At 70.3% G+C, this 19,789-nt stretch carries 20 protein-coding genes; 9 read left to right on the top strand and 11 right to left on the bottom strand.

What is annotated here, in order from left to right; all coding sequences use genetic code 11:
- Positions 1-619 (top strand): N5-glutamine methyltransferase family protein (locus DEIPI_RS31350; RefSeq protein ID WP_045234390.1); only part of this gene is annotated, 619 nt, incomplete at its 5' end.
- Positions 620-660: 41 nt separating this feature from the next.
- On the opposite strand, the gene DEIPI_RS31345 is transcribed toward DEIPI_RS31350, so the two are convergent.
- The 8 genes from DEIPI_RS31345 to DEIPI_RS0114620 all read right to left on the bottom strand — a co-directional run bounded on the left by DEIPI_RS31345 (position 661) and on the right by DEIPI_RS0114620 (position 8,091).
- Entirely contained in the window at positions 661-1,002 is a 342-nt protein-coding gene (locus DEIPI_RS31345) for an MGMT family protein (protein WP_045234402.1), read from the bottom strand.
- A 22-nt stretch (positions 1,003-1,024) separates the two neighbouring features.
- On the bottom strand, positions 1,025-1,522 hold the full coding sequence (locus DEIPI_RS0114650; RefSeq protein WP_045234389.1) for a DinB family protein: 498 nt from the start codon (positions 1,520-1,522) through the stop codon (positions 1,025-1,027).
- Between the two features lie 125 nt (positions 1,523-1,647).
- A complete protein-coding gene (locus DEIPI_RS0114645) occupies positions 1,648-2,523 on the bottom strand; it encodes a menaquinone biosynthetic enzyme MqnA/MqnD family protein (RefSeq protein ID WP_045234388.1) in 876 nt (291 codons plus the stop codon).
- Positions 2,510-3,640: an aminofutalosine synthase MqnE gene (gene mqnE / locus DEIPI_RS0114640; RefSeq protein WP_027482255.1), complete on the bottom strand. Its 1,131-nt coding sequence runs from the start codon at positions 3,638-3,640 to the stop codon at positions 2,510-2,512. Before mqnE ends, DEIPI_RS0114645 begins: the two co-directional genes overlap by 14 nt.
- 133 nt (positions 3,641-3,773) lie before the next feature.
- On the bottom strand, positions 3,774-5,135 hold the full coding sequence (locus DEIPI_RS0114635; protein WP_052351750.1) for a TldD/PmbA family protein: 1,362 nt from the start codon (positions 5,133-5,135) through the stop codon (positions 3,774-3,776).
- Complete coding sequence (locus DEIPI_RS0114630) at positions 5,132-6,523, bottom strand: TldD/PmbA family protein (protein WP_027482253.1); 1,392 nt, start codon at positions 6,521-6,523, stop codon at positions 5,132-5,134. Before DEIPI_RS0114630 ends, DEIPI_RS0114635 begins: the two co-directional genes overlap by 4 nt.
- A 170-nt stretch (positions 6,524-6,693) precedes the next feature.
- Positions 6,694-7,368 (bottom strand): MerR family transcriptional regulator, encoded by a 675-nt coding sequence (locus DEIPI_RS35605; protein WP_157463677.1) that lies wholly within the window; start codon positions 7,366-7,368, stop codon positions 6,694-6,696.
- A 105-nt stretch (positions 7,369-7,473) separates the two neighbouring features.
- Positions 7,474-8,091, bottom strand: coding sequence for a GGDEF domain-containing protein (locus DEIPI_RS0114620; protein WP_027482252.1), 618 nt, complete (start codon positions 8,089-8,091; stop codon positions 7,474-7,476).
- Between the two features lie 115 nt (positions 8,092-8,206).
- Between DEIPI_RS0114620 and DEIPI_RS0114615 the strand changes: the two genes are divergently transcribed.
- From DEIPI_RS0114615 to DEIPI_RS0114595, 5 genes are all read left to right on the top strand, one after another.
- A complete protein-coding gene (locus tag DEIPI_RS0114615) occupies positions 8,207-8,824 on the top strand; it encodes a class I SAM-dependent methyltransferase (RefSeq protein WP_027482251.1) in 618 nt (205 codons plus the stop codon).
- Between the two features lie 136 nt (positions 8,825-8,960).
- The gene (groES, locus tag DEIPI_RS0114610) at positions 8,961-9,266 is read left to right on the top strand and encodes a co-chaperone GroES (RefSeq protein WP_027482250.1); all 306 of its coding nucleotides are present in this window, start codon (positions 8,961-8,963) and stop codon (positions 9,264-9,266) included.
- A gap of 27 nt (positions 9,267-9,293) precedes the next feature.
- Entirely contained in the window at positions 9,294-10,934 is a 1,641-nt protein-coding gene (gene groL / locus DEIPI_RS0114605) for a chaperonin GroEL (RefSeq protein WP_027482249.1), read from the top strand.
- A gap of 207 nt (positions 10,935-11,141) precedes the next feature.
- Complete coding sequence (locus DEIPI_RS31335; protein WP_052351747.1) at positions 11,142-13,097, top strand: zinc metalloprotease; 1,956 nt, start codon at positions 11,142-11,144, stop codon at positions 13,095-13,097.
- A gap of 158 nt (positions 13,098-13,255) precedes the next feature.
- Positions 13,256-13,507 carry a hypothetical protein gene (locus DEIPI_RS0114595; RefSeq protein WP_157463676.1) on the top strand — a complete coding sequence of 84 codons (252 nt, stop codon included), beginning with the start codon at positions 13,256-13,258 and terminating at the stop codon, positions 13,505-13,507.
- Between the two features lie 53 nt (positions 13,508-13,560).
- Here DEIPI_RS0114595 and DEIPI_RS0114590 read toward each other — a convergent pair whose 3' ends face one another.
- On the bottom strand, positions 13,561-14,616 hold the full coding sequence (locus DEIPI_RS0114590) for a hypothetical protein (protein WP_027482247.1): 1,056 nt from the start codon (positions 14,614-14,616) through the stop codon (positions 13,561-13,563).
- A 217-nt stretch (positions 14,617-14,833) separates the two neighbouring features.
- Here DEIPI_RS0114590 and DEIPI_RS31330 point away from each other — a divergent pair, with 217 nt between their 5' ends.
- From DEIPI_RS31330 to DEIPI_RS0114575, 3 genes are all read left to right on the top strand, one after another.
- Entirely contained in the window at positions 14,834-15,817 is a 984-nt protein-coding gene (locus DEIPI_RS31330; protein ID WP_084474306.1) for a TerC family protein, read from the top strand.
- A gap of 98 nt (positions 15,818-15,915) precedes the next feature.
- Positions 15,916-16,359, top strand: a complete 444-nt coding sequence (locus DEIPI_RS0114580) for a hypothetical protein (RefSeq protein ID WP_027482246.1) — start codon at positions 15,916-15,918, stop codon at positions 16,357-16,359.
- A 100-nt stretch (positions 16,360-16,459) separates the two neighbouring features.
- A complete protein-coding gene (locus DEIPI_RS0114575; RefSeq protein ID WP_027482245.1) occupies positions 16,460-17,302 on the top strand; it encodes a MerR family transcriptional regulator in 843 nt (280 codons plus the stop codon).
- A gap of 45 nt (positions 17,303-17,347) precedes the next feature.
- Here the strand turns inward: DEIPI_RS0114575 and DEIPI_RS0114570 are convergent, their stop codons facing one another.
- Both DEIPI_RS0114570 and DEIPI_RS31325 read right to left on the bottom strand, forming a co-directional pair.
- Positions 17,348-18,910, bottom strand: coding sequence for an acyl-CoA carboxylase subunit beta (locus DEIPI_RS0114570; protein WP_027482244.1), 1,563 nt, complete (start codon positions 18,908-18,910; stop codon positions 17,348-17,350).
- A 45-nt stretch (positions 18,911-18,955) separates the two neighbouring features.
- On the bottom strand, positions 18,956-19,789 hold an 834-nt coding region (locus DEIPI_RS31325; protein WP_052351746.1), incomplete at its 5' end, for a phosphotransferase family protein.

Below are 19,789 nucleotides of genomic sequence, written 5' to 3'. Positions count from 1 at the left end.
GCACCTCCTCGGGGAGACCGAGTGGGGCGACCTCGTCGTGGAGGTCTCGAGTGACGCGCTCGTACCGCGCCCCGAGACGGAGGTCCTGCTGCACCTCGCCCTGAACGCGCTGAGGGGACGGGCGTCGCCGCGCGTGCTGGACGTCGGGACGGGCACGGGCGTCCTCGCGCTCGGCGTGAAGCGCGCCCGGCCCGACGCCAGTTTGAGCGCCACGGAGGTCAGCGAACCCGCCCTCGCGCTCGCGCGCCGCAACGCCGCCCGCGCCGGGCTCGACGTCACCTTGGCGCACGGCGACCTCGGCGCGGGCCTCACGGGGCCGTTCGACCTCGTCGTGTCCAACCCCCCGTACCTGCCGCTCGCGGACGCCCTGCACGCCTCCCCGGAAGTCCGGCACGACCCTCCGCTCGCGCTGTACGCGGGCCCGGACGGCCTGAGCGTCGCCCGGCCCCTCGCGGCGCTCGCGCGGAACCTGCTCGGGCCGGGCGGTGTGCTCGCGCTGGAACTCGACCCGCGCAACGTGCACGTCCTCGCCGGGGAACTCTCCGGCGAGGACTGGGAGGTCCGGGTGGAACCCGACCTCACCGGACGCGACCGCTTCCTCGTGACGCGAAGGAATTGAGGGGGCGGCCCGGTCCTCATGCCAGGGCCGCCGACGCGTCTCTACAAGCCCAGGTGGCCCTGCTGCCCCGCGCCGTCCTCCTCGGGCCACCACTGCACCCGCGCGAGGTCCACGCGGCCCGCGTCGTCGAAGTGGACGCCCTCGCGCTCCAGCAGGCCCCGCTGAAGCTCGCCGAAGCCCACCCCGTAGGTGCTGATGCGGCCCTGCGCGTTGATCACGCGCTGCCACGGCAGGTCCGTCTGGGCGAGGCCGTTCAGGATGAAGCCCACCTGCCGCGCGTTGCCCGGCCCGCCCGCGAGCGTCGCGAGCTGACCGTACGTCATGACGCGCCCCTCGGGGATGCGCGCGACGAGCGCGAGGACCCGCTCGCGGAACGCCCTCATCGGCTCCGTCACGCTCGCCTCCTCACCGCGCCTCGCGCAGGGGCGTCCACAGCTGCTCCTCGTCGGGAAGCGCGTGGCCGTTCGTCTTGAGGGCCAGCAGGACCTGCCCGCGGTGGTGCGCGTCGTGAATCAGCATGTGCCCGACGAACGCCGTCGGGGAGGCGTGCGGCCCCTCGCCCCACTCGTTCGGCCCGCCGTCCGTCATGAACGCGGCCTGCCACGCGGCGTCCCGCGTCCGCGCGTACGCGTCGCGGATGCGGGCGAGGTCCGTCTCGGTCGTGCCGGTGGCCTCGTCGTGCAGGGACGGCAGGTCGGTCATGGCGCCCTCGCCCCTCAGGGAGCCCCAGTAGCGCGTCACGTTCGCCATGTGCGCGAGGTGCTCCGCGACCGTGAAGCCCCCGCCGGGCGTCCGCGCCGTCAGCATCCCGGGCGTGAGGTGGTCCAGCAGGATCTCGTTCACCCGCGCGTTCGCCTGCCAGACCGCGCCGAGGTCGTGCCGCATCTGTTCTGTCTCCGACATTGCACTCATGCTTGCCTCCGCGTGCAGCATACTCCCTCCGGGTGGGCGGGTGAGTCCGCCATTCGGTCACGCCACGACCACACGAAAGCCGCCCCGCCGGAAGCGGGACGGCTTTCGTGTGGTGCTCAGCTGAAGGTCAGCTCGGCGTGACCGGGCGACGCGAGATCCGCGAAGACCCTGAGGCCCGCGCGGTCCGGCGCCTCCAGGTGATAGCGGAAGTTCCACAGGTAGTGCTGCACGACCCGCTGCGGCAGGCCCAGCTTCAGCGCGTGCGCCTCCGAGATCTCCCCGAGATGCCCGACGCCCCAGCGGCGCGCGCCGCGCATCGCGAGCTGCAGGTCCTTCGGCGGCGGGTTGTCCTTGCGGTGCGCCCACACCGCGAACACGAACGGATGCCCCGTGAGCTCGTACCATTTCTGCGCGAGGTCCGTGACGATCACGCCGCGTCCCGTGTGCGGCAGGTCCAGCATGGACACGTCCTCCGAGATCGGGCCGACCACCTCGTACCACTCCTGCAGGGCCGAGTCGCCGATGCGCAGCACCCCGTCGTAGCCGCGCGCGAGCAGGTCGAGGGCGGTGCCCTCCGCGCGCTCCAGCCGCGCGTCGATGCCGCTCTGCGCCAGCAGGACGCGCAGCAGTTCCACGGACGTGGCGCTCTGGCTCGTCAGGGCGATCCTCGCGCCCTGAAGCTCCTCCCAGGGACGGCGGTGGAAGAGGTTCACGCTGTACACCGCGCCCAGCACCGCCACGCTGAAATCGTGCAGGGCCGCGAGCCGGTCCGCGTGGCGGATGAACTCGAACACGCTGATGTTCGCGAGGTCCACCTCGCCGGACAGCAGGGCCGCGTTCATGGCCGTCGGGACGCCGCTCACGGCGCGCGCGCCCTCGGGGAACTCCAGACGGTCCGTGAGGGGCGCGACGTTCGTGTAGTGGATCAGCCCGACCCGGTAGGGGTGCGAGGCGGGGCGCGTGGAACGCGAGATGCTCTCAGTCGGCCGCATCCACGGCCACCTCGCCCAGGACTTCGAGCTCGTTGTAGAACGCGTCGCGCAGCACGGGCGTGCGGCCCGCGCGGCGGATCATCTCCACGAGCTTCTGCTTGCTGAGCCCCAGCGGGCTCGTCGCGCCCGCCGCGTGCGCGATGTGCTCCTCCAGGATGGTGCCGTCGATGTCGCTGACGCCCCAGTCGAGGCTGACCTGCGTCAGTTCCGAGCCGATCATCACCCAGTAGCCCTTCACGTGCGGGAAGTTGTCGAGGTACACGCGCGCCACGGCGAGGTTGCGCAGATCGTCGAGGCCCGTCGTGAACTCCGTCTTGCCGAGGTTCTGCGCGAGGGTGTTCCCGAGCGGCTGGAAGGCCAGTGGGATGAAGCTGTGGAACCCGCCCGTCTCGTCCTGCAGGTCACGCAGGCGGTGCATGTGGTCGAGGCGCTCCTCCAGCGTCTCGATGTGGCCGTACAGCATCGTGGCGTTCGTGCGCAGACCCAGCGAGTGCGCCTCGCGGTGGATCTGCAGCCACTTCTCCGACTTCACCTTGTTGCGCGCCACCTCGCGGCGCACGCGGTCCGCGAAGATCTCCGCGCCGCCGCCCGGCAGCGCGGCCAGCCCGGCCTCCTTGAGTTCACGCAGCACCTCCAGGGTGGGCTTCTTCGCGATGCGCGAGAGGTGCTCGATCTCGGCGGCGGTGAAGGCCTTCACCTGCAGGCCGGGGAAGTGCTCCACGAGGGCGCGCACCATCGCCGGGTAGTAGGCCCAGGGGCGGTTGGGGTGGTGGCCGCTGGACATGTGGAGCTCCGTGATGCCGGGCTCCCACTTGGAGCGGACGTGCGCGACGACGTCTTCCACGTCGTAGTCCCAGGCGCGCTCCTCGCCCTTGCGGGCGGCGAAGGCGCAGAAGGTGCAGCCCACGTAGCAGATGTTGGTGAACTCCAGACGCATGGAGTGCACGAAGTACGTCTTGTCGCCGTGCAGGCGTTCGCGGGTGAGGTTGGCCAGACGCATCAGACCGTTGAGGTCGCGCGTGCGGTAGAGGTGCATCCCCTCCTCGAAGTCGAGGCGCTCGCCGGCCTCGACCTTCTCGGCGATGGCGGCGAGCCGGGGGTCGCGGGTCCACTTCATGACCCCAGTCTACGCTTCCACTCGGAAGTTTCCGTTACGTCTGTCCCGGAAGGTGAGCCGGGAAGGCATCCGTGAAGGCACGGGAAGGGGAGGGCGGAACGTCGCGTCACGCCCTCCCCGCGAGACCCTCCGGCTACTGCCCGCCCACGTCGATGCTGCCGATCAGCACGCTCGGCGCGCCCGTCCCGCCCGGCGTGAACTCCAGGTCCGCGCCCACGGCGCGCACGTCGCGCAGCACGTCGAGGATGTTGCCCGCCACGGTGAACACGTCCAGCGGGTACGCCACCTCGCCGTTCTCCACCCAGAAGCCCTCGGCCTGCAGGCTGAACTCGCCCGTGATGGGGTTCGCGCCCGCGTGCGCGCCCTGCACGTCCGTGAGCAGCAGCCCCGTCCCGAGGTCCCGCAGCAGCGCCTCGCGCGTTCCCGCGCCGGGCTTCAGGAAGAGGTTCGTGGGCGCCACGCCCACCGTGCCCCGGTACCCGTAGCGCGACGCGTGTCCGGTGCTCTCCACGCCCGCGCGCGACGCCGTCTCCGTGTTGTGCAGGAAGCCGCGCAGCACGCCGCCCTCCACCAGCGTGAGGGGCGCGCTCGGGAAGCCCTCCACGTCGAAGGGCCGCGAGTTCTGCCCTCGCGCGAGCGTCGCGTCGTCCACGAGCGTGACGAGCTCGTGGAAGGCCGCCTCGCCCTCGCGGCCCGCCAGCGGGCTCTTGCCCTCCTGCGCCATCTTCGCGCTGAACATCCCCGAGAACACCGCGAGGAAGTCCGCCATGCAGCGCCGGTCGATCACGGCGGGGAACGCGCCGCTCGGGGCGGGCCGCGCGCCCAGCAGGGCCGTCGCGGCGCGCGTCGCCTCCAGCGCCGTGCGGGTCGGGTCGAGCTCCTCGAACTCGCGGGTGAACTCGAACTCCATCTTCATCTTGTTCTGCCCGCCCTCCGACACGAGCGGCGCGACGTACTGGTACGCGTGCAGCTCACGGAAGGCGCGGTCGAGCCCCTCGGTGTTCGCGACGGCCGTCTCGGACTCCCCGTCGCTGTAGGCGCTGTACGGGACGCTCACGACGCGCGCGTCGCCCGTGCGGGCCGCCTCCTCGAGCTTCAGCGCGGCCTGCACCTTGCGCTCCACCGTCACGCCGGAGAGGCCCTCGCCGTGCAGGTCCATCTCGGGCGGCTCCGCCCACGCGCCGAGCCGCGCGTGCCCCTCGGGCGCGACGAGCTCCGCGTTCTCCACGGCGCTCGCGAGCGCCCGGTCGAGCGCCCCCCGTGAGAGGTTCTCGCTGTACGCGTACCCCCACGCGCCCCCCACGAGGGCGCGCAGGCCCACGCCCTGACGGCTGGAGAGCTTGAACTCCGCCACGTCCCCCCCGAAGGCGCGCACGGTCGTCTCGGTGCCGCGCGACGCGAACACCTCCAGGCTCACGCCGCGCTCCCGGGCGCGGTCCAGCAGGTAGCGGCGGGCCTCCTCGAAGCTCAGCTGTCTCGCGTCGTCGGTCGTCACGCGCGTCCTCCCACGGTGATCTCGGAGATCAGGATGTGCGGCTGGCCGACGTCGGTCGGGATGGAGCCCGACTGCGAGCCGCACATGCCCTGCCCGCGGTCGAGGTCGTTCGCCACGCCGACGATGTTCATGAGGTCCTGCGCGCCGTTCCCGACGAGCGCCGCGCCGCGCACGGGCTCGCAGATCTCGCCGTCGCGGATCAGGTAGCCCTCGTTCACGGTGAAGTTGTAGTCGCCCGTGCCGGGCGTGACGCTCCCGCCGCCCATCGTGCGGGCGTACAGGCCGAACTTCACGTCCGCGATGAGCTCCTCGGGAGTCCGCTCGCCCTCCAGGATGAAGGTGTTGCGCATCCGCGAGGTCGGCGCGAAGGTGTAGTCCTGCCGCCGACCGCTGCCCGTGCGGCGGTACCCGGTCTGGAGCTCCCCGAGGCGGTCCACCATGAAGGACTTCAGCACGCCCTTCTCGATCAGGACGGTGCGCTCGCTGGGGGTGGCCTCGTCGTCCACGTTGATCGAGCCCCACGCGCCGGGGATGGTGCCGTCGTCGACGGCGCTGACGCACTCGTTCGCGATGCGCTCCCCGAGCTTGTCCGCGAAGACGCTCGCCTTCTTCGCGACGGCGGTCGTCTCCAGGATGTGACCGCAGGCCTCGTGGAAGATCACGCCGCCGAAGGCGTTGCCGATCACGACGGGCATCTTCCCGGCAGGGGCGTACCCGGCGGGCAGCATCGCGAGGGCGATCCGCTTCGCCTCCGCGCCCGTGCGTTCGGGCAGGTCGCCGTCGAAGAACTCGCGGCCCATCGCCGCGCCCGGCCCGGACATCCCGGTGGAGCGCCGCGTGCCGTCGTCCGCGACGACCGTGACGTACAGGCGCGAGCGGACGCGCTCGTCCTCGCTCCAGTCGCCCTCGGTGTTCGCGACGAGGATGCGCTGCGCCACGTCGAGGTACATCACGTCCGTCGTGCGCACGTGCTCTCCCTGCGCGGCGCCGTGCGCGCGGCGCGCGATCTCCAGCTTCTCGCGCTTCGAGACGCCCGTCGGGTGATCGCGGATCGTCCAGAGGGGCTTCGCGTCGAGCCGACGGAAGTCGAGGCCGCCCGCGCCGCGCGCGTCCACCTCGCCCGTGGAGCCCTGCGCGCGCGCGAGGGTCCGCGCGACCTCCATCAGACCGTCGGGCGTGCAGTCGTTCGTGTAGGCGTACACGACCTTCGTGCCGTACAGCAGGCGCAGGCCCGCGCCGTACAGGTTGCCGCTCCCGGCGTCCTTGACGTTCCCGCCGAGCAGGTGGAGGTTCGTGGTGACGGTGTCCTCCATGAAGAGTTCGGCGAAGGTGGCGCCGCCCGAGCGGGCGACGTCGAGGACCTCCGCGACGAGGTTACGGTCCAGCATGCGTCCTCCTGGGTTCCGGACGGGCGTCCGGACGGATGATGGTGGTGCGCGGTCAGCTTACCGCGCGCGGGCGGGCCGTGGCGTCAGCGTTTTGGCGGTGGACGGACCCATCGTCGTACGCTCGGGAGCGGTCCCTCGCTTTTGCCTGGGGTGGTGACGCGTCTCTCCGCTCATAGGTCGGGAACGGGCGCCGCCAGCACCCGTCCGAGGTGCCCGCCGCGTTCGCCGGGTTCCCCGGGCCGGCCCGGCAGATCGAGCGAGACGTGCTCCAGCGCGGCCTCCAGCTGACGGGCCCGCGCGAGGCGTGCCTGCAGGTCCGCCGCGCGGGCTTCGAGCCGCTCGCGGGCCGCGCGGACCTCCACGAGGGCCCGCCTGAGCTGGCCGCGCACCTCGTCGTCGAGGCCGTGCGCGCCCGCGTGGTCGCCCGCGCGGGCGGGACGCAGCACGACGGTGAGTTCGCCCGCCGTGACGACGGTCTGCCCGCCGAGGCGCTCGGCCTGATGCAGCGACAGGATGTCCTCCAGGCTGAGGCCGAGCTCGCGCCACTGCCGCACGGACGCGGCCTGCGCGAGGTGCTGCGCCATGAAGCGGTACTTGCCGTTCACCTCGTAGGGGGTGATGAGGCCGACGCGCAGGTAGTGGCGGACCGTGGTGGGCGGCACGCCCGCGAGGACGGCGAAGCCCGACAGGGTAACGCCGCGCGGGTTGGTGAAGGCGCGCGCCGCGCCCGGCGAGCCGCACACGAGCTCCATCGCCTCGCGGAAGGCGGGGTCGGTGTCGAGACGGCGGGCGTAGTCGGCGGCGAGGATTCGGAACTCGGCGGGCGTGCGCACGACGGTGCTCACGCCGCCCTCCACGAGGCGGGCGTTCGGGGCATGCTGGGGCCTCCTTTCCCTCCACCATGCAACGTGCAGTGCGCTTCACGTCAAGAGGGGGGAGGGTGAGGCCCGCTACAGGGCATCCCGGTACTTCTCGACGACGCCGTCGAGCGCCTCGCGCAGCAGGGAGGCCTCGGTGCGGCCGAGGGCGGCGCTGAGCTTCGCGAGGCGCTCCAGGGAGGACCTGGGGTAGTAGTTGCTCTTGAGGACCATCCTGCTCTCGACGTAGATGGCGATGCGTCCGCGGCCCTCGCGTTTGGCGCGTAGAAGGGCCTCGTCGGCGGCGCGCAGCAGGTCCGGGACGCTGCTCGCGTGCGAGGGCCGCTGGGCGAGGCCGATGGAGAGGTTCGGCCAGAGGTGGCGGGGGATGTCGAGGCCGGGGGCGCTCTCGCGGAAGTGCCCGAGGACCTCGTTGAGCAGGATCAGCGCGGTCTCGGTGGGCGTGTCGGGGAGGGCGACGGCGTACTCGTCGCCGCCGAACCGTCCGACGAGGCTGCCCTGCGGGAGGGAGCCGGTGAGGACGCGCTCGACGAAGCGCAGCACGCGGTCCCCGGCGTCGTGGCCGAGCTGGCTGTTGATGGCGCCGAAGTGGTCGAGGTCGATGAGGGCGACGGAGAGCGCGAGTTCCACGTCGAGGGCCTCCAGCGCGGCCTCGAAGTCGGCGCGCTGCAGCAGGGCGAGCGTGTTCATGGTTTTCCTCCTACATCATGAGCATAACATCAAACATATATATGTCAAGCCGATATGCGTGACTTTGCAGCCGATGGGGCAGAAGACGCTCACGAGAGCGGCGCACCATGACCTCATGCCCGACCCCGGCGAACGTCCCCTGCCCCGCGTGGACGAGTCGTCCGACGCGCTCTTCTACCGACAGCCGCGCTTCGTCACCCACATCGACGACGCCGCGATCCGCGCCGTCACCGGGCTCTACCGCGAGGTGCTGCCGCCCGGCGGGCGCGTCCTCGACCTGATGAGCTCCTGGGTGAGCCACCTCCCGCCCGAGGTGGAGTACGCCCGCGTGGTCGGGCTCGGCATGAACGAGGCCGAGCTCGCGCGAAACGAGCGCCTGAACGCGTACGTCGTCCACGACCTCAACGCCGACCCGCGGCTGCCCTTCGCGGACGCGGAGTTCGACGCCTGCACGATCTGCGTCTCCATCGACTACCTCACGCGGCCCGTGTCGGTCCTGCGCGAGGTGGCACGGGTGCTGACGCCCGGCGGCCCGCTCGTCGTGACCTTCTCCAACCGCTGCTTTCCCACGAAGGCGGTGCTCCCCTGGCACCGGCTCGACGACGCCGGGCACGTCTCGCTCGTCTCCGGATGGCTGAAGGAGGCGGGCTTCGTCGCCGTGGAGGGGCTCGACCGCAGTCCCGCGCCGGGCCGCTCGGACCCGCTCTTCGCGGTCGTCGGGCACGCCGGGTGACCCGTGGTCGGCTTGAGTCCGGGGGACTCACATCTTGTGTTCACCCCGTTGACATAAGGCTGAGTCTCTAGCTAACATTGCGCTTGAGGTCGGAACGCCCAGCGTTCGACAGACTCAAGACTGTTGGAGGAACCCCATGCTGAAACCGTTAGGCGATCGTGTGCTGGTGGAGATCATCGAGGAAACCGAGCAGAAGACCGCCGGAGGACTCTACGTCCCCGACACCGCCAAGGAGAAGTCCCAGCGCGGCCGCGTCGTCGCGGTCGGCTCCGGCCGCGTGCTCGACAACGGCCAGCGCGTCGCCGTCGAGGTGAACGTCGGCGACACCGTCTACTTCGCGAAGTACGGCGGCAACGAAGTCTCCCTCGAAGGCAAGAACTACAGCATCCTCGCCGAACGCGACATCCTCGCGGTCGTCGAGAACGCCCCCGTCGCGAAGTAACCCTCAGCGCAGCCAAGGAGAACCATCATGGCGAAACAGCTCGTATTCGAAGAGAACGCCCGCCGCGCGATGGAACGCGGTGTCAACGCCGTCGCGAACGCCGTCAAGGTGACCCTCGGGCCCCGCGGCCGCAACGTCGTCATCGAGAAGAAGTTCGGCAGCCCCACCATCACCAAGGACGGCGTCACCGTCGCCAAGGAAGTGGAACTCGAGGACAAGCTCGAGAACATCGGCGCGCAGCTCCTCAAGGAGATCGCCAGCAAGACCAACGACATCACCGGTGACGGCACCACCACCGCCACCGTGCTCGGCCAGGCCATCGTGAAGGAAGGCCTGCGCAACGTCGCCGCCGGCGCCAACCCCCTCGCGCTCAAGCGCGGCATCGACAAGGCCGTCGCCGCCGCCGTCGAGCAGATCCGCGCCCTCTCCGTCCCCGTCGAGGACTCCGACGCCATCCGCAAGGTCGCGGGCATCAGCGCCAACGACGACGCCGTCGGCCAGGAAATCGCCAACGCGATGGACAAGGTCGGCAAGGAAGGCGTCATCACCATCGAGGAGAACCGCGGCTTCGAGACGGAAGTGGACGTCGTCGAGGGCATGCAGTTCGACAAGGGCTACATCAACCCGTACTTCGTCACGAACACGGACAAGATGGAAGCCCAGCTCGAGGAGCCCTTCATCCTCATCAGCGAGAAGAAGATCGGCAACCTCAAGGACCTCCTGCCCGTCCTCGAGAAGGTCGCGCAGACCGGCCGTCCGCTGCTCATCATCGCCGAGGACGTCGAGGGCGAGGCGCTCGCCACGCTCGTCGTGAACAAGCTGCGCGGCACCCTCAACATCGCCGCCGTGAAGGCCCCCGGCTTCGGCGACCGCCGCAAGGAGATGCTGCGTGACATCGCCGCCGTCACCGGCGGTCAGGTCATCACCGACGACCTCGGCTACAAGCTCGAGAACACCACCCTGGACATGCTGGGCCGCGCCAAGCGCATCCGCATCACCAAGGACGAGACCACCATCATCGACGGCGCGGGCAGCCAGGCCGAGATCGACGCGCGCGTCGGCGCCATCAAGGCCGAACTCGACAGCACCGACAGCGACTACGCCCGCGAGAAGCTCCAGGAGCGCCTCGCCAAGCTGTCCGGCGGCGTCGCCGTGATCCGCGTCGGCGCGGCCACCGAGACGGAACTCAAGGAGAAGAAGCACCGCTACGAGGACGCCCTCAGCACCGCCCGCTCGGCGGTCGAGGAAGGCATCGTCGCGGGCGGCGGCACCACGCTGCTGCGCCTCATCCCCACCCTCCGCGACCTCGCGACCACCCTCGAAGGTGACGAGGCCACCGGCGCGCGCATCCTGATCCGCGCGCTCGAGGAGCCCGCCCGTCAGATCGCCGCGAACGCCGGCTTCGAGGGCAGCGTCGTCGTGAACGCCGTCGTGAACAGCACCTCGCCCCGCTACGGCTTCAACGCCGCCACCGGCGAGTTCGTCGACGACATGGTCACCGCCGGCATCGTCGACCCGGCCAAGGTCACCCGCACCGCCCTCCAGAACGCCGCCAGCATCGGCGCGCTGATCCTCACCACCGAGGCCATCGTCAGCGACAAGCCCGAGAAGGCCGCCCCCGCCCCCGCCGGTGGCCCCGGCGGCGGCATGGGAGACATGGACTTCTAAACCCCGCACGGGATTCGGAACGACCTCGACGCGCAAGCGTCGGGGTCGTTCCCGTTCATCCGGCGCACATCGTCCCACCGGGGACTACCCAACGAACGTCCGGCAGTGTACAACTTGATGGACACACTCAACCCAGCCGCTCGCCCGGACCCACCGAGGCGGCGAGCACGGACGCGCCCGCTTCTGGCGCGTCCAGGAGGAACCGACGTGACCCGACTCAAGCCTGCCGCGCCCCTCGCGGGCCTCACCCTCGCGCTCACCCTCGCCGCCTGCGGGCAGACGCCCGACACGCCCGGAGCGGCCATCACGGCAGGCGCCCTCAGTGCTCAGGCCGTCCGGAGCGGCCCCACCCTCAGCACCCTCGCGCCCGGCAAGTTCCAGGAGCTCAACCAGAAGCTCAAGGTCAACATCGTCCTCGTCGGCTACGAGCAGGGCGCGGGCCCCAGGAACGTCGACGCGAAGAAGCTCCGCGCCGAGCTCCCCGGTACCTACCGCACCGTCAACCGCTCCCCGAAGTTCTACGGGCTGCCCGCCGAACTCGGCGTGAACTTCACGTACGACTACAACGTCGTCTACGCCGACCAGAACTACGAGGACGCCTTCTTCGGCTACCTGAAGAGCGCCGCGAAGGACGCGCCCCTCACCGCGCAGCAGAAGGCGTACAACGCGCAGACCGTGCGCACGCGCACCATCACCTCCAACGCCCTGATCGACGCGCCCAGCACCGAGAAGTGGCTCGCCAACCACGCGCCCGCCGGGGTGGACACCACGCAGTACACCGTCTACCTCGTCAACTGGTACGGCCGCCAGGACTTCAGGGACCACGTCTACAGCAAGCTCGACGAGCCCGATCCGGACACCGGCACCAACTTCGGCCTGCGCGACTCGCGCAAGCTCATCGCCTGGGGCGGCACCGCCGCCGACGACGAGGAGAGCGGCCAGGGGCAGAAGCCGAACGCGCGCGTCTGGTTCTACGACCTCAGCGCGGGCCCGGAAGCCTGGACCCTCAACTACGACCTCACCAAGCAGGACGTGGACGGCGACGGCGAACCTGACGAGCGCATGCCGCCCGTCTGGGAGTACGGCAACACGGGCGCCACCTATCGCCCGTTCGACAACCTCAGCCGGGACCTCGGCCGCGTCACCCGCTACGTCGCCCTCGACCTGCTCTTCACGACCAGTCCCCTGTACAAGCCCGCCATCAGCGCGCCCGCGCTGCCCAGGAACGTCCAGCTCGACATCAACGTCTACCAGGGCGAGGCCGGCTTCGACGCCACCACCCTCATCAAGCAGAAGCTGCTGCTGCAGGAACTCGGGGAGCTCCAGCCCAACACGAACTTCAGCGCAGAGGTAACCTCCCTGCCCTTCGAGGGCCGCGCCGCCGACGTGTACCTCTGCTACCTCTCCGGGCATTCCTGCTACGGCGGCAGCATCAGCAAGACCGGCTACGGCGACCTCTTCAAGGTGCACCAGACGCAGCTCATGCGCTTCCTCGAAGGCGACGCCGACTACGAGGTGCCCATCTTCGCCTACCACACCGGCGACCTCGACATTCCCTTCCTCGGACTCGCCGACGACAACTACGCCGACGGCACCCAGAGCTTCGTGTTCGGCGCGGACAACAGGGCCACCCGCGCCAGCTACGGCCTCACCACCACCCTCATCCACGAGGTGGGGCACCACCTCGGCATGAGCCACCCGCACGACGGCTACGACTCCGAGACGGACAACGACTTCGGCGCGTACGGCGCGTACACCTACGCGAACGTCGGCGACGAGTCGAACTCCATGATGAGCTACATCGACCTCAACTGGGACTTCAGCCAGTTCGACCGCGACAACATGAACCGCTACCTCACCAGCGTCTACCTCAACGAGGCCAACGCCGTGCTCGCCACGCTCTACGCCAGCGGCAAGGCCGGACGCGTCGCCGTCACCCTCGCCGCCGCCGACGCCAACGCCGCCGACGCCGTCCGCACCTACGGCACCATGAACTACGCCGCGGCCGCGCAGAAGGCCCAGACCGCCTACTCCGGCGTCATGCGCGCCGCCGCCGACGCGGGCGTCAAGATCGAACCGCAGGCCTGGCCCGCCGACTACAAGGCCAAGGGCGGCAGCAGCAAGTTCGTCGACACCGTCACGTACCAGCGCAGCCTCCCCTGAGGACGACCACGAGCCGCCCCGCGCCCGGAAGAGGCGCGGGGCGGCCCGCCCGTCCGGGTGTGCGTCGTCTCGCGTCTCTGTATGCTTTGGCGGCGTACGCACCGGAGCGGTCCGGTGCTCATGCCATGGGCGTCCTCGCGTCTCTGTATCTTAGAGGCATGCGTCAACCTCCCATGGCCGTCTTCATCGCGCTGGCCGTCGTGCTCGTCCTCGCGGTGATCCTGCTCCCGAGGCCCTGGAACGACCTGCTCAGCTTCGTCGTCATGGTCGCGCTGTTCGTGTTCGTCACGCAGCAGGAGCGCCGCACGGGCCGCTCGGCGGGCGTCGTCAAGTGGCTCGCGCTGGGGCTCGCCGCCTTCGACCTGTTCCTCATCGTCTCCTTCTTCACGGGGCGCGGCGCCGCCACCTGAACGCGGAGGCCCGAACGGAGGAGGGCGCCCGCGAACGGGCGCCCTTCCTCGCTTCACTCGCGCGCCTCGCGCGGCAGGTCCGGCGGGACCACCAGCGCGCTCAGCGCCAGCCCCCCGAGGGACGCCATCACCGTCACGCCCAGCCACAACTCCGGGCTCGCGCGCATCAGGCCCAGGACGGTCGCGCCGCCCAGGAAGGGCAGCCACACCGTCAGGGGCAGCGCCAGCGAGAACGACCGCAGGTACAGCACCCGCCCGGGCGACGGGCGCAGCAGCGCGATCAGCGTGTCCGTCAGCAGACCCGCCACCAGCCCGACGAGCAGCACCCGCCACCGGGCGTCCCCCAGCCACGGCGCGAGCACCACCATCAGCGCGCCGTTCACGCCGTACATCCACGTGACCGCCCCGAACGGCAGCTGCCAGCGGCGCACCAGCAGCAGCACCGGCGCCGTCAGGATCACCGACGTCACGAGGATCCCCGCGAGCTCCCCCGCCGTGCTGTCGAAGCCCAGCCCCGTCGGGAGGCGGTACAGGCCCCACAGGTACATGTGCATGAACGACGCGAACGACAGGCCCGCCGTCATGGACAGCACGGCGGGCCACACCACGCCCGGCGCGGACCGCCGGGGGGTCGGCGCGCGCCACGACGCCACGAGCGGCGCGAGCGCCAGCAGCTCCGCCCCGAGGAACAGCAGCAGGTGCGTGGGGCTCAGCAGCGCTTCGATGCCCACCTCGATCCCGAAGATCGTGTGCCACGTCAGGTCGCCCAGACCGCCCAGCGCGAACACCGGCACGCCCAGCAGGGCCATGCCGTACCCGACCGGGACGGCCGCGAGGCCCCGGCGTCCCTCACGCAGGCCGCGCCACACCAGGAAGCCCACCCACAGGGCCGTCACGAGGTACCCGGAGTAGAACACCGCGTGCCAGGGCGTGAAGAACGTCTCCAGGCTCTCCCCGAGGGTGTTGTGCGCCCACCCGTCGATGAAGATGCCGATCATCAGCCACCAGCTCACGAGGATGGTGACGAGGTTCTGCGCGGGCGTCGCGCGGGGCCGCGCGGACCCCGGCGCGGCGGCGGTGGGGGCGGACGGCGTGGGCTGCGTGGTCATGCGTTCCTCCTGCGGGAGCGTGGCCCGCTCATTCCACGCTACTTCGGGAAGCGTGACGAATGTGTGCGGGACTGCGCACCCCGCGCGCTCGTCAGGTACAGTGAGTTCACAACTGGGGGAGTAGCCACCCGTGGATGCGGGTGCGTGTGTCGTCAGTACGGCGCCATCGGCGGCCCGGCACGCGTGACAAACGGCGAGACCCATGTATGGAGGTTCCATGGAACTGCCCATCTGGGTCTGGTTTGCGTTCATCGGCTTCGTCCTTGGCATGCTCGCCCTCGACCTCGGCGTCTTCAACCGCAAGGCGCACGTCGTCAGCGTCCGGGAGGCGGGCATCTGGACGACCGTCTGGGTCTCGCTCGGCCTCGCGTTCGCCGCGCTCGTGTACTTCTGGCAGGGACCGCAGAAGGGCATCGAGTGGCTCACCGGCTACGTCGTCGAGTACAGTCTCGCCGTCGACAACATCTTCGTGTTCGTGATGGTCTTCGCGTACTTCGGCGTGCCCGCCATCTACCGCCACCGCGTCCTCTTCTGGGGCATCATCGGCGCGCTCCTCATGCGCGGCGCGATGATCCTGCTCGGCGTGGAGCTCATCGAACGCTTCCACTGGATCCTGTACGTGTTCGGCGCGTTCCTCGTCTTCACCGGGATCAAGATGTTCACGCAGCGGGGTGACGACGAGGCCGTCGACCTCGAGGCGAACCCCGTCATCCGCTTCGCCCGCCGGCTCCTGCGCGTCTCGCCCGAGTACGACGGGCAGAAGTTCTTCACCGTCCGGAACGGTGTCCGGATGGCCACGCCCCTGTTCCTCGTGCTGATCTTCATCGAGTTCACCGACCTGATCTTCGCGGTGGACAGCATCCCCGCGATCTTCGCGATCACCACCGACCCGTTCATCGTGTTCACGTCCAACGTCATGGCGATCCTCGGCCTGCGCAGCCTGTACTTCCTGCTCGCGCACGTCGTCGACCGCTTCATCTACCTCAAGACGGGCCTCTCCGTCATCCTGACCTTCATCGGCGTGAAGCTCCTCCTGATCGACGTGTACAAGATCCCCACCACCGTCTCCCTGTCCGTCATCGTGAGCGTCCTGACCGTCAGCGTCCTCGCGTCCCTCTGGGCGACCCGCAAGGGCGGCCCGCGCGAGGTGCCCGCCGAGGAGCACGAGCGGCTCGTCGGCGAGGTGGAGCGGCAGGGCTAGCGTCACGACCGGGACGGAGCGGGCGCGACTGTGCGCCCGCTCCGTTTTCTCATGAATCTCTTGAGAGAACCTTGAGCCGCTGTGGTACGTTCATCGTGATGCGAGCCCTCCTCCTGCTCACCGTCCTCGGACTGACCGGCGCCGCGCACGCCGCCACCATCCCGTACGAGAACTGGGAAGCCCAGCCGGGCGGCCTCTGGACGGGCGGAAGCGGCGCCTGCGCCATGCGCGAGGAACTGCACCCCCAGACCTTCGGCGCCCTCACCACCCAGGACGCCGCCGCGAAGTTCGCCGTGCGCCTCCAGCAGACCCTCGCCGCGCAGAAGCTCGGCAGCGTCGTCACGCAGGCCGTCGAACGGCCCGGCCAGTGGGGCGTCCTCGCCAGCTACCTCTACAGCGAGAACGGCGAACGCTACAAGGTCGTGCAGCTCTACGTCTCCAGCGCCGGGAAGCTCCGCACCTTCACCGGCAGCGCGAAGGAAAACGAGTACGACCAGTGCGTCACCGACATGCAGGCCTTCGTGCGGTACCTGGCGAATTAGTTGTCAGCGGTCAGCCCTCAGCCAGCAGCGATCAGTGGCTGAAGACTGACCGCTGACCGCTGCTTGACTCTTCCCTTCGGGCAGGCCCCACACTGACCGCATGAACGAGACCCGCCGCGACCACGACCTCCTGAGCATCGGCGTCTTCGCGCGCGAGGCGAAGCTCACGCAGAAGGCGCTGAGGCTCTACGACGCGCTCGGCCTCCTCACGCCCGCCCGCACCGACCCGGACAGCGGCTACCGCCACTACGCGCGCGAGCAGCTGCCGCGCGCCCGGCTCATCGCGCTGCTGCGCCGTCTCGACATGCCGCTCACGCGCATCGCGGAGGTGCTCGACCTGCGCGGCGAGGCCGCCGCCGCCGCCGTCGGCGCGTACTGGCGGGAGGTGGAGCGGGGCGCCATGGTACGGCGACGCCTCGTTCAGTACCTGGAGACGTTCCTCTCCGGGAAGGGAGAACACATGTACGGCATCGACGTCCGAGAAGTGCCCGAGCAGCACGTCCTCAGCCTCACCCGCTCCCTGCGCGTCCACGAGCTCGAGGACTTCATCGTCCGCACGACCGGCGACCTGTACGCCATGATCGCCCGCGCGGGCCTGCGCGCCTCACGCACCAGCCTCGCGATCTACCATGGCCGCGTCGACGAGGACAACGACGGCCCCGTCGAGATCTGCGTGGGCTTCGAACCCCACGGGGAAGAGGCGCCCCGACCCGGCGGGAACGTCGTCGTGAAGACCCTGCCCGCCCACCGCGAGGTCTACACCACCATCACGAAGGCGCAGACGGAGTTCCCAGGCATCCTCGGCGCGTACGAGGCCGTCGGCCGCTACGTCGACGAGCGCGGCCTCACCTGCAACGACTCCTCGCGCGAGGTGTACTTCACCACCGCCGCCGAGACCGCCGACGACGACCCCTTCTGCGACGTCGCGCAGCCCGTCGAGTGACGGAAGCCGGCCGGAGGGACGTCCCTCCGGCCGGCACCCGAAGTCTCAGAGCGGGATGTTGCCGTGCTTCTTGAAGGGCCGCGACTCCTGCTTCTCCTCGAGCATCGCGAAGGTCTGGATCAGCACGCGCCGCGTGTCCTCCATCGGGATGACGTCGTCGATGTAGCCCTTCGCCGCCGCCACCCAGGGATTGTCGAAGGTCTCGCGGTACTGCGCGATCTTCTCCGCGCGCGTCGCGTCGGGCGTGGGGCTCGACTGGATCTCGCGGCGGTACACGATGTTCGCCGCGCCCTCCGCGCCCATCACCGCGACCGCCGCCGTCGGCCACGCGTACACGACGTCCGCGCCCATGTCGCGCGAGTTCATCGCGAGGTACGCGCCGCCGTAGCTCTTTCGGGTGATGAGCGTGATCTTCGGGACGGTCGCCTCCGCGTACGCGTACAGCATCTTCGCGCCGTGCCGGATGATGCCCGCGTGCTCCTGCGCGACGCCCGGCAGGAAGCCCGTGACGTCCACGAGCGTCAGGATCGGGATGTTGTAGCAGTCGCAGGTGCGGATGAAGCGCGCCGCCTTGTCCGACGCGTCGATGTTCAGCGTCCCCGCCATGACCTTCGGGTTGTTCGCGACGATCCCGACGACCTTCCCGTCCATCCGCGCGAAACCCACGACGATGTTGCGCGCCCACAGCGGCTGGATCTCGAAGAAGTGCCCGTCGTCCACGAGCGACGAGATGACGTCGTGCATGGCGTACGGACGGCGCTGGTCCGTCGTGACGATGTCGAGCAGTTCCGGCGTGGCGCGGTCCGCGGGGTCCGTGGTGGGCGTCACGGGCGGCTTCTCTCGCGCGTTCTGCGGCAGGTACGACAGCAGCTCGCGCACGAGCGCGATGACCTCCGCGTCCCCCTCGCCCTCGAGGTGCGCGACGCCGCTCTTCTTGTTGTGCACGTCCGCGCCGCCGAGCTCGTCGAAGGTGACCTCCTCGCGCGTGACGCTCTTGATGACCTCGGGGCCCGTGATGAACATGTAGCTCGTGCCGCGGCTCATCACGACGAAGTCCGTCAGGGCGGGCGAGTACACCGCGCCGCCCGCGCAGGGCCCCAGGATCGCGCTGATCTGCGGGACGGAGCCGCTGTAGATCGCGTTGCGGTAGAAGATCTCACCGTACCCGGAGAGGCTGTCCACGCCCTCCTGGATGCGGGCGCCCGCGCTGTCGTTCAGGCCGATGACGGGGCAGCCGGTCTTCGCGGCGAGGTCCATGATCTTCACGACCTTCTGCGCGTTCATCTTGCCGAGGCTGCCGCCGAGCACCGTGAAGTCCTGGCTGAACACGAACACCTGCCGCCCGCCGACGGTGCCGCGCCCCGTGACGACGCCCTCGCCGGGCGCCTCGACGCCCTGCATGAGGCGGTTGGCGCCGTGCTCCGCGAAGGTGGAGAACTCCAGGAAGGAGCCGGGGTCGAGGAGCGCGTCGATCCGCTCGCGGGCGGTCATGCGTCCGCTGTCACGCTGCTTCTTCTGGCGGTCCGCGCCGCCGCCGAGGCTGACCTTGGCGCGGCGGGCCTCCATCTCCGCGATGAGTTCCTGCAATTGCACGTTCGTGTCGGCCATGATGGCGACAGTCTAACGTCCCGCGCGGCGCGTGGCGAACGGGCGTTAGGGGACGGTGACGTCGGCGGACTCCTCCAGCGCGTACCACGAGCGCAGCAGCAGGTCTCGGAAGAGGTCCGAAGGATCACGGGCGTACAGACCCCACAGGCCCGCGAAGTTCAGCGCGAGGCCCACCCGCCACTCCCGCGCGAGGTCCGCGTTCGTCACGGGAACGCCCGCCGCGCGCAGGTCCTCACGGTACGCGGCGAGCATCGGCGCGGCCAGCGCGCGCCGCTCCAGCCAGCCCAGCCGCACCGCGAGCAGATGCGCGAGATCCAGCCCCAGCGGCGCGGGCCGCACGTGCTGGTAGTCCAGCAGGAACACCTCCTCGCCCTCCCGCGCCCACAGCACCTGCTGGAAGTGCAGGTCCCCGTGCGCGAGACCCACGAGCCGCGCCTCCGCCAGCACGGCCTCGATCTCGCCGTCCTGTCCCAGCCGCCGCGCCGTCTCCAGCGGACCGGACGGCAGGTCCGCGCCCGCCGGGAGGGCCCTGGCGAGCGACCGCCGGGCCCGGGCCGCCTCGCGCGAGGCGTCCCAGTCGCCGTACACGCTCCGCGCGAGGTCCGCGCGCGTGAGCCACGCCCCGTGGAAGCGCGCGACGAGCCGCGCGACGTCCGGCGCGCGCGCCGCCCGCTCGGGCTCGCCCAGATCGTCCCAGCCGACCGTGCTGCCCGAGAGGTCCTCCAGCACGAGGTGCGCCTTGCGCGTCACGTCGTCGTGCGCGTCGTGCAGCAGGGCCGCGTACGGCACGCCCGCGTGCGGCGCGAGCTCGCGCAGGTACCGCGTCTCGTTCAGGAAGCGCGCGTACGGACGCTCCCCGAACTCCAGCGCGGGCAGGTA

The sequence above is a fragment of the Deinococcus pimensis DSM 21231 genome, from assembly GCF_000519345.1.
Classification (GTDB): domain Bacteria; phylum Deinococcota; class Deinococci; order Deinococcales; family Deinococcaceae; genus Deinococcus_A; species Deinococcus_A pimensis.
Note: the sequence above shows the minus strand (reverse complement) of the source record. Positions and strands in the feature narration are given on the sequence as shown.

What these genes read in the sequence shown, in the direction of transcription:
- DEIPI_RS31345 (WP_045234402.1), bottom strand. Translation starts at nt 1,002, where the DNA reads ATGAGGGCGTTCCGCGAGCGGGTCCTCGCGCTCGTCGCGCGCATCCCC.
- DEIPI_RS0114650 (WP_045234389.1), bottom strand. Translation starts at nt 1,522, where the DNA reads ATGTCGGAGACAGAACAGATGCGGCACGACCTCGGCGCGGTCTGGCAG.
- DEIPI_RS0114645 (WP_045234388.1), bottom strand. Translation starts at nt 2,523, where the DNA reads ATGCGGCCGACTGAGAGCATCTCGCGTTCCACGCGCCCCGCCTCGCAC.
- mqnE (WP_027482255.1), bottom strand. Translation starts at nt 3,640, where the DNA reads ATGAAGTGGACCCGCGACCCCCGGCTCGCCGCCATCGCCGAGAAGGTC.
- DEIPI_RS0114630 (WP_027482253.1), bottom strand. Translation starts at nt 6,523, where the DNA reads ATGCTGGACCGTAACCTCGTCGCGGAGGTCCTCGACGTCGCCCGCTCG.
- DEIPI_RS0114620 (WP_027482252.1), bottom strand. Translation starts at nt 8,091, where the DNA reads ATGAACACGCTCGCCCTGCTGCAGCGCGCCGACTTCGAGGCCGCGCTG.
- DEIPI_RS0114615 (WP_027482251.1), top strand. Translation starts at nt 8,207, where the DNA reads ATGCCCGACCCCGGCGAACGTCCCCTGCCCCGCGTGGACGAGTCGTCC.
- groES (WP_027482250.1), top strand. Translation starts at nt 8,961, where the DNA reads ATGCTGAAACCGTTAGGCGATCGTGTGCTGGTGGAGATCATCGAGGAA.
- groL (WP_027482249.1), top strand. Translation starts at nt 9,294, where the DNA reads ATGGCGAAACAGCTCGTATTCGAAGAGAACGCCCGCCGCGCGATGGAA.
- DEIPI_RS0114595 (WP_157463676.1), top strand. Translation starts at nt 13,256, where the DNA reads ATGCGTCAACCTCCCATGGCCGTCTTCATCGCGCTGGCCGTCGTGCTC.
- DEIPI_RS0114590 (WP_027482247.1), bottom strand. Translation starts at nt 14,616, where the DNA reads ATGACCACGCAGCCCACGCCGTCCGCCCCCACCGCCGCCGCGCCGGGG.
- DEIPI_RS31330 (WP_084474306.1), top strand. Translation starts at nt 14,834, where the DNA reads ATGGAACTGCCCATCTGGGTCTGGTTTGCGTTCATCGGCTTCGTCCTT.
- DEIPI_RS0114580 (WP_027482246.1), top strand. Translation starts at nt 15,916, where the DNA reads ATGCGAGCCCTCCTCCTGCTCACCGTCCTCGGACTGACCGGCGCCGCG.
- DEIPI_RS0114575 (WP_027482245.1), top strand. Translation starts at nt 16,460, where the DNA reads ATGAACGAGACCCGCCGCGACCACGACCTCCTGAGCATCGGCGTCTTC.
- DEIPI_RS0114570 (WP_027482244.1), bottom strand. Translation starts at nt 18,910, where the DNA reads ATGGCCGACACGAACGTGCAATTGCAGGAACTCATCGCGGAGATGGAG.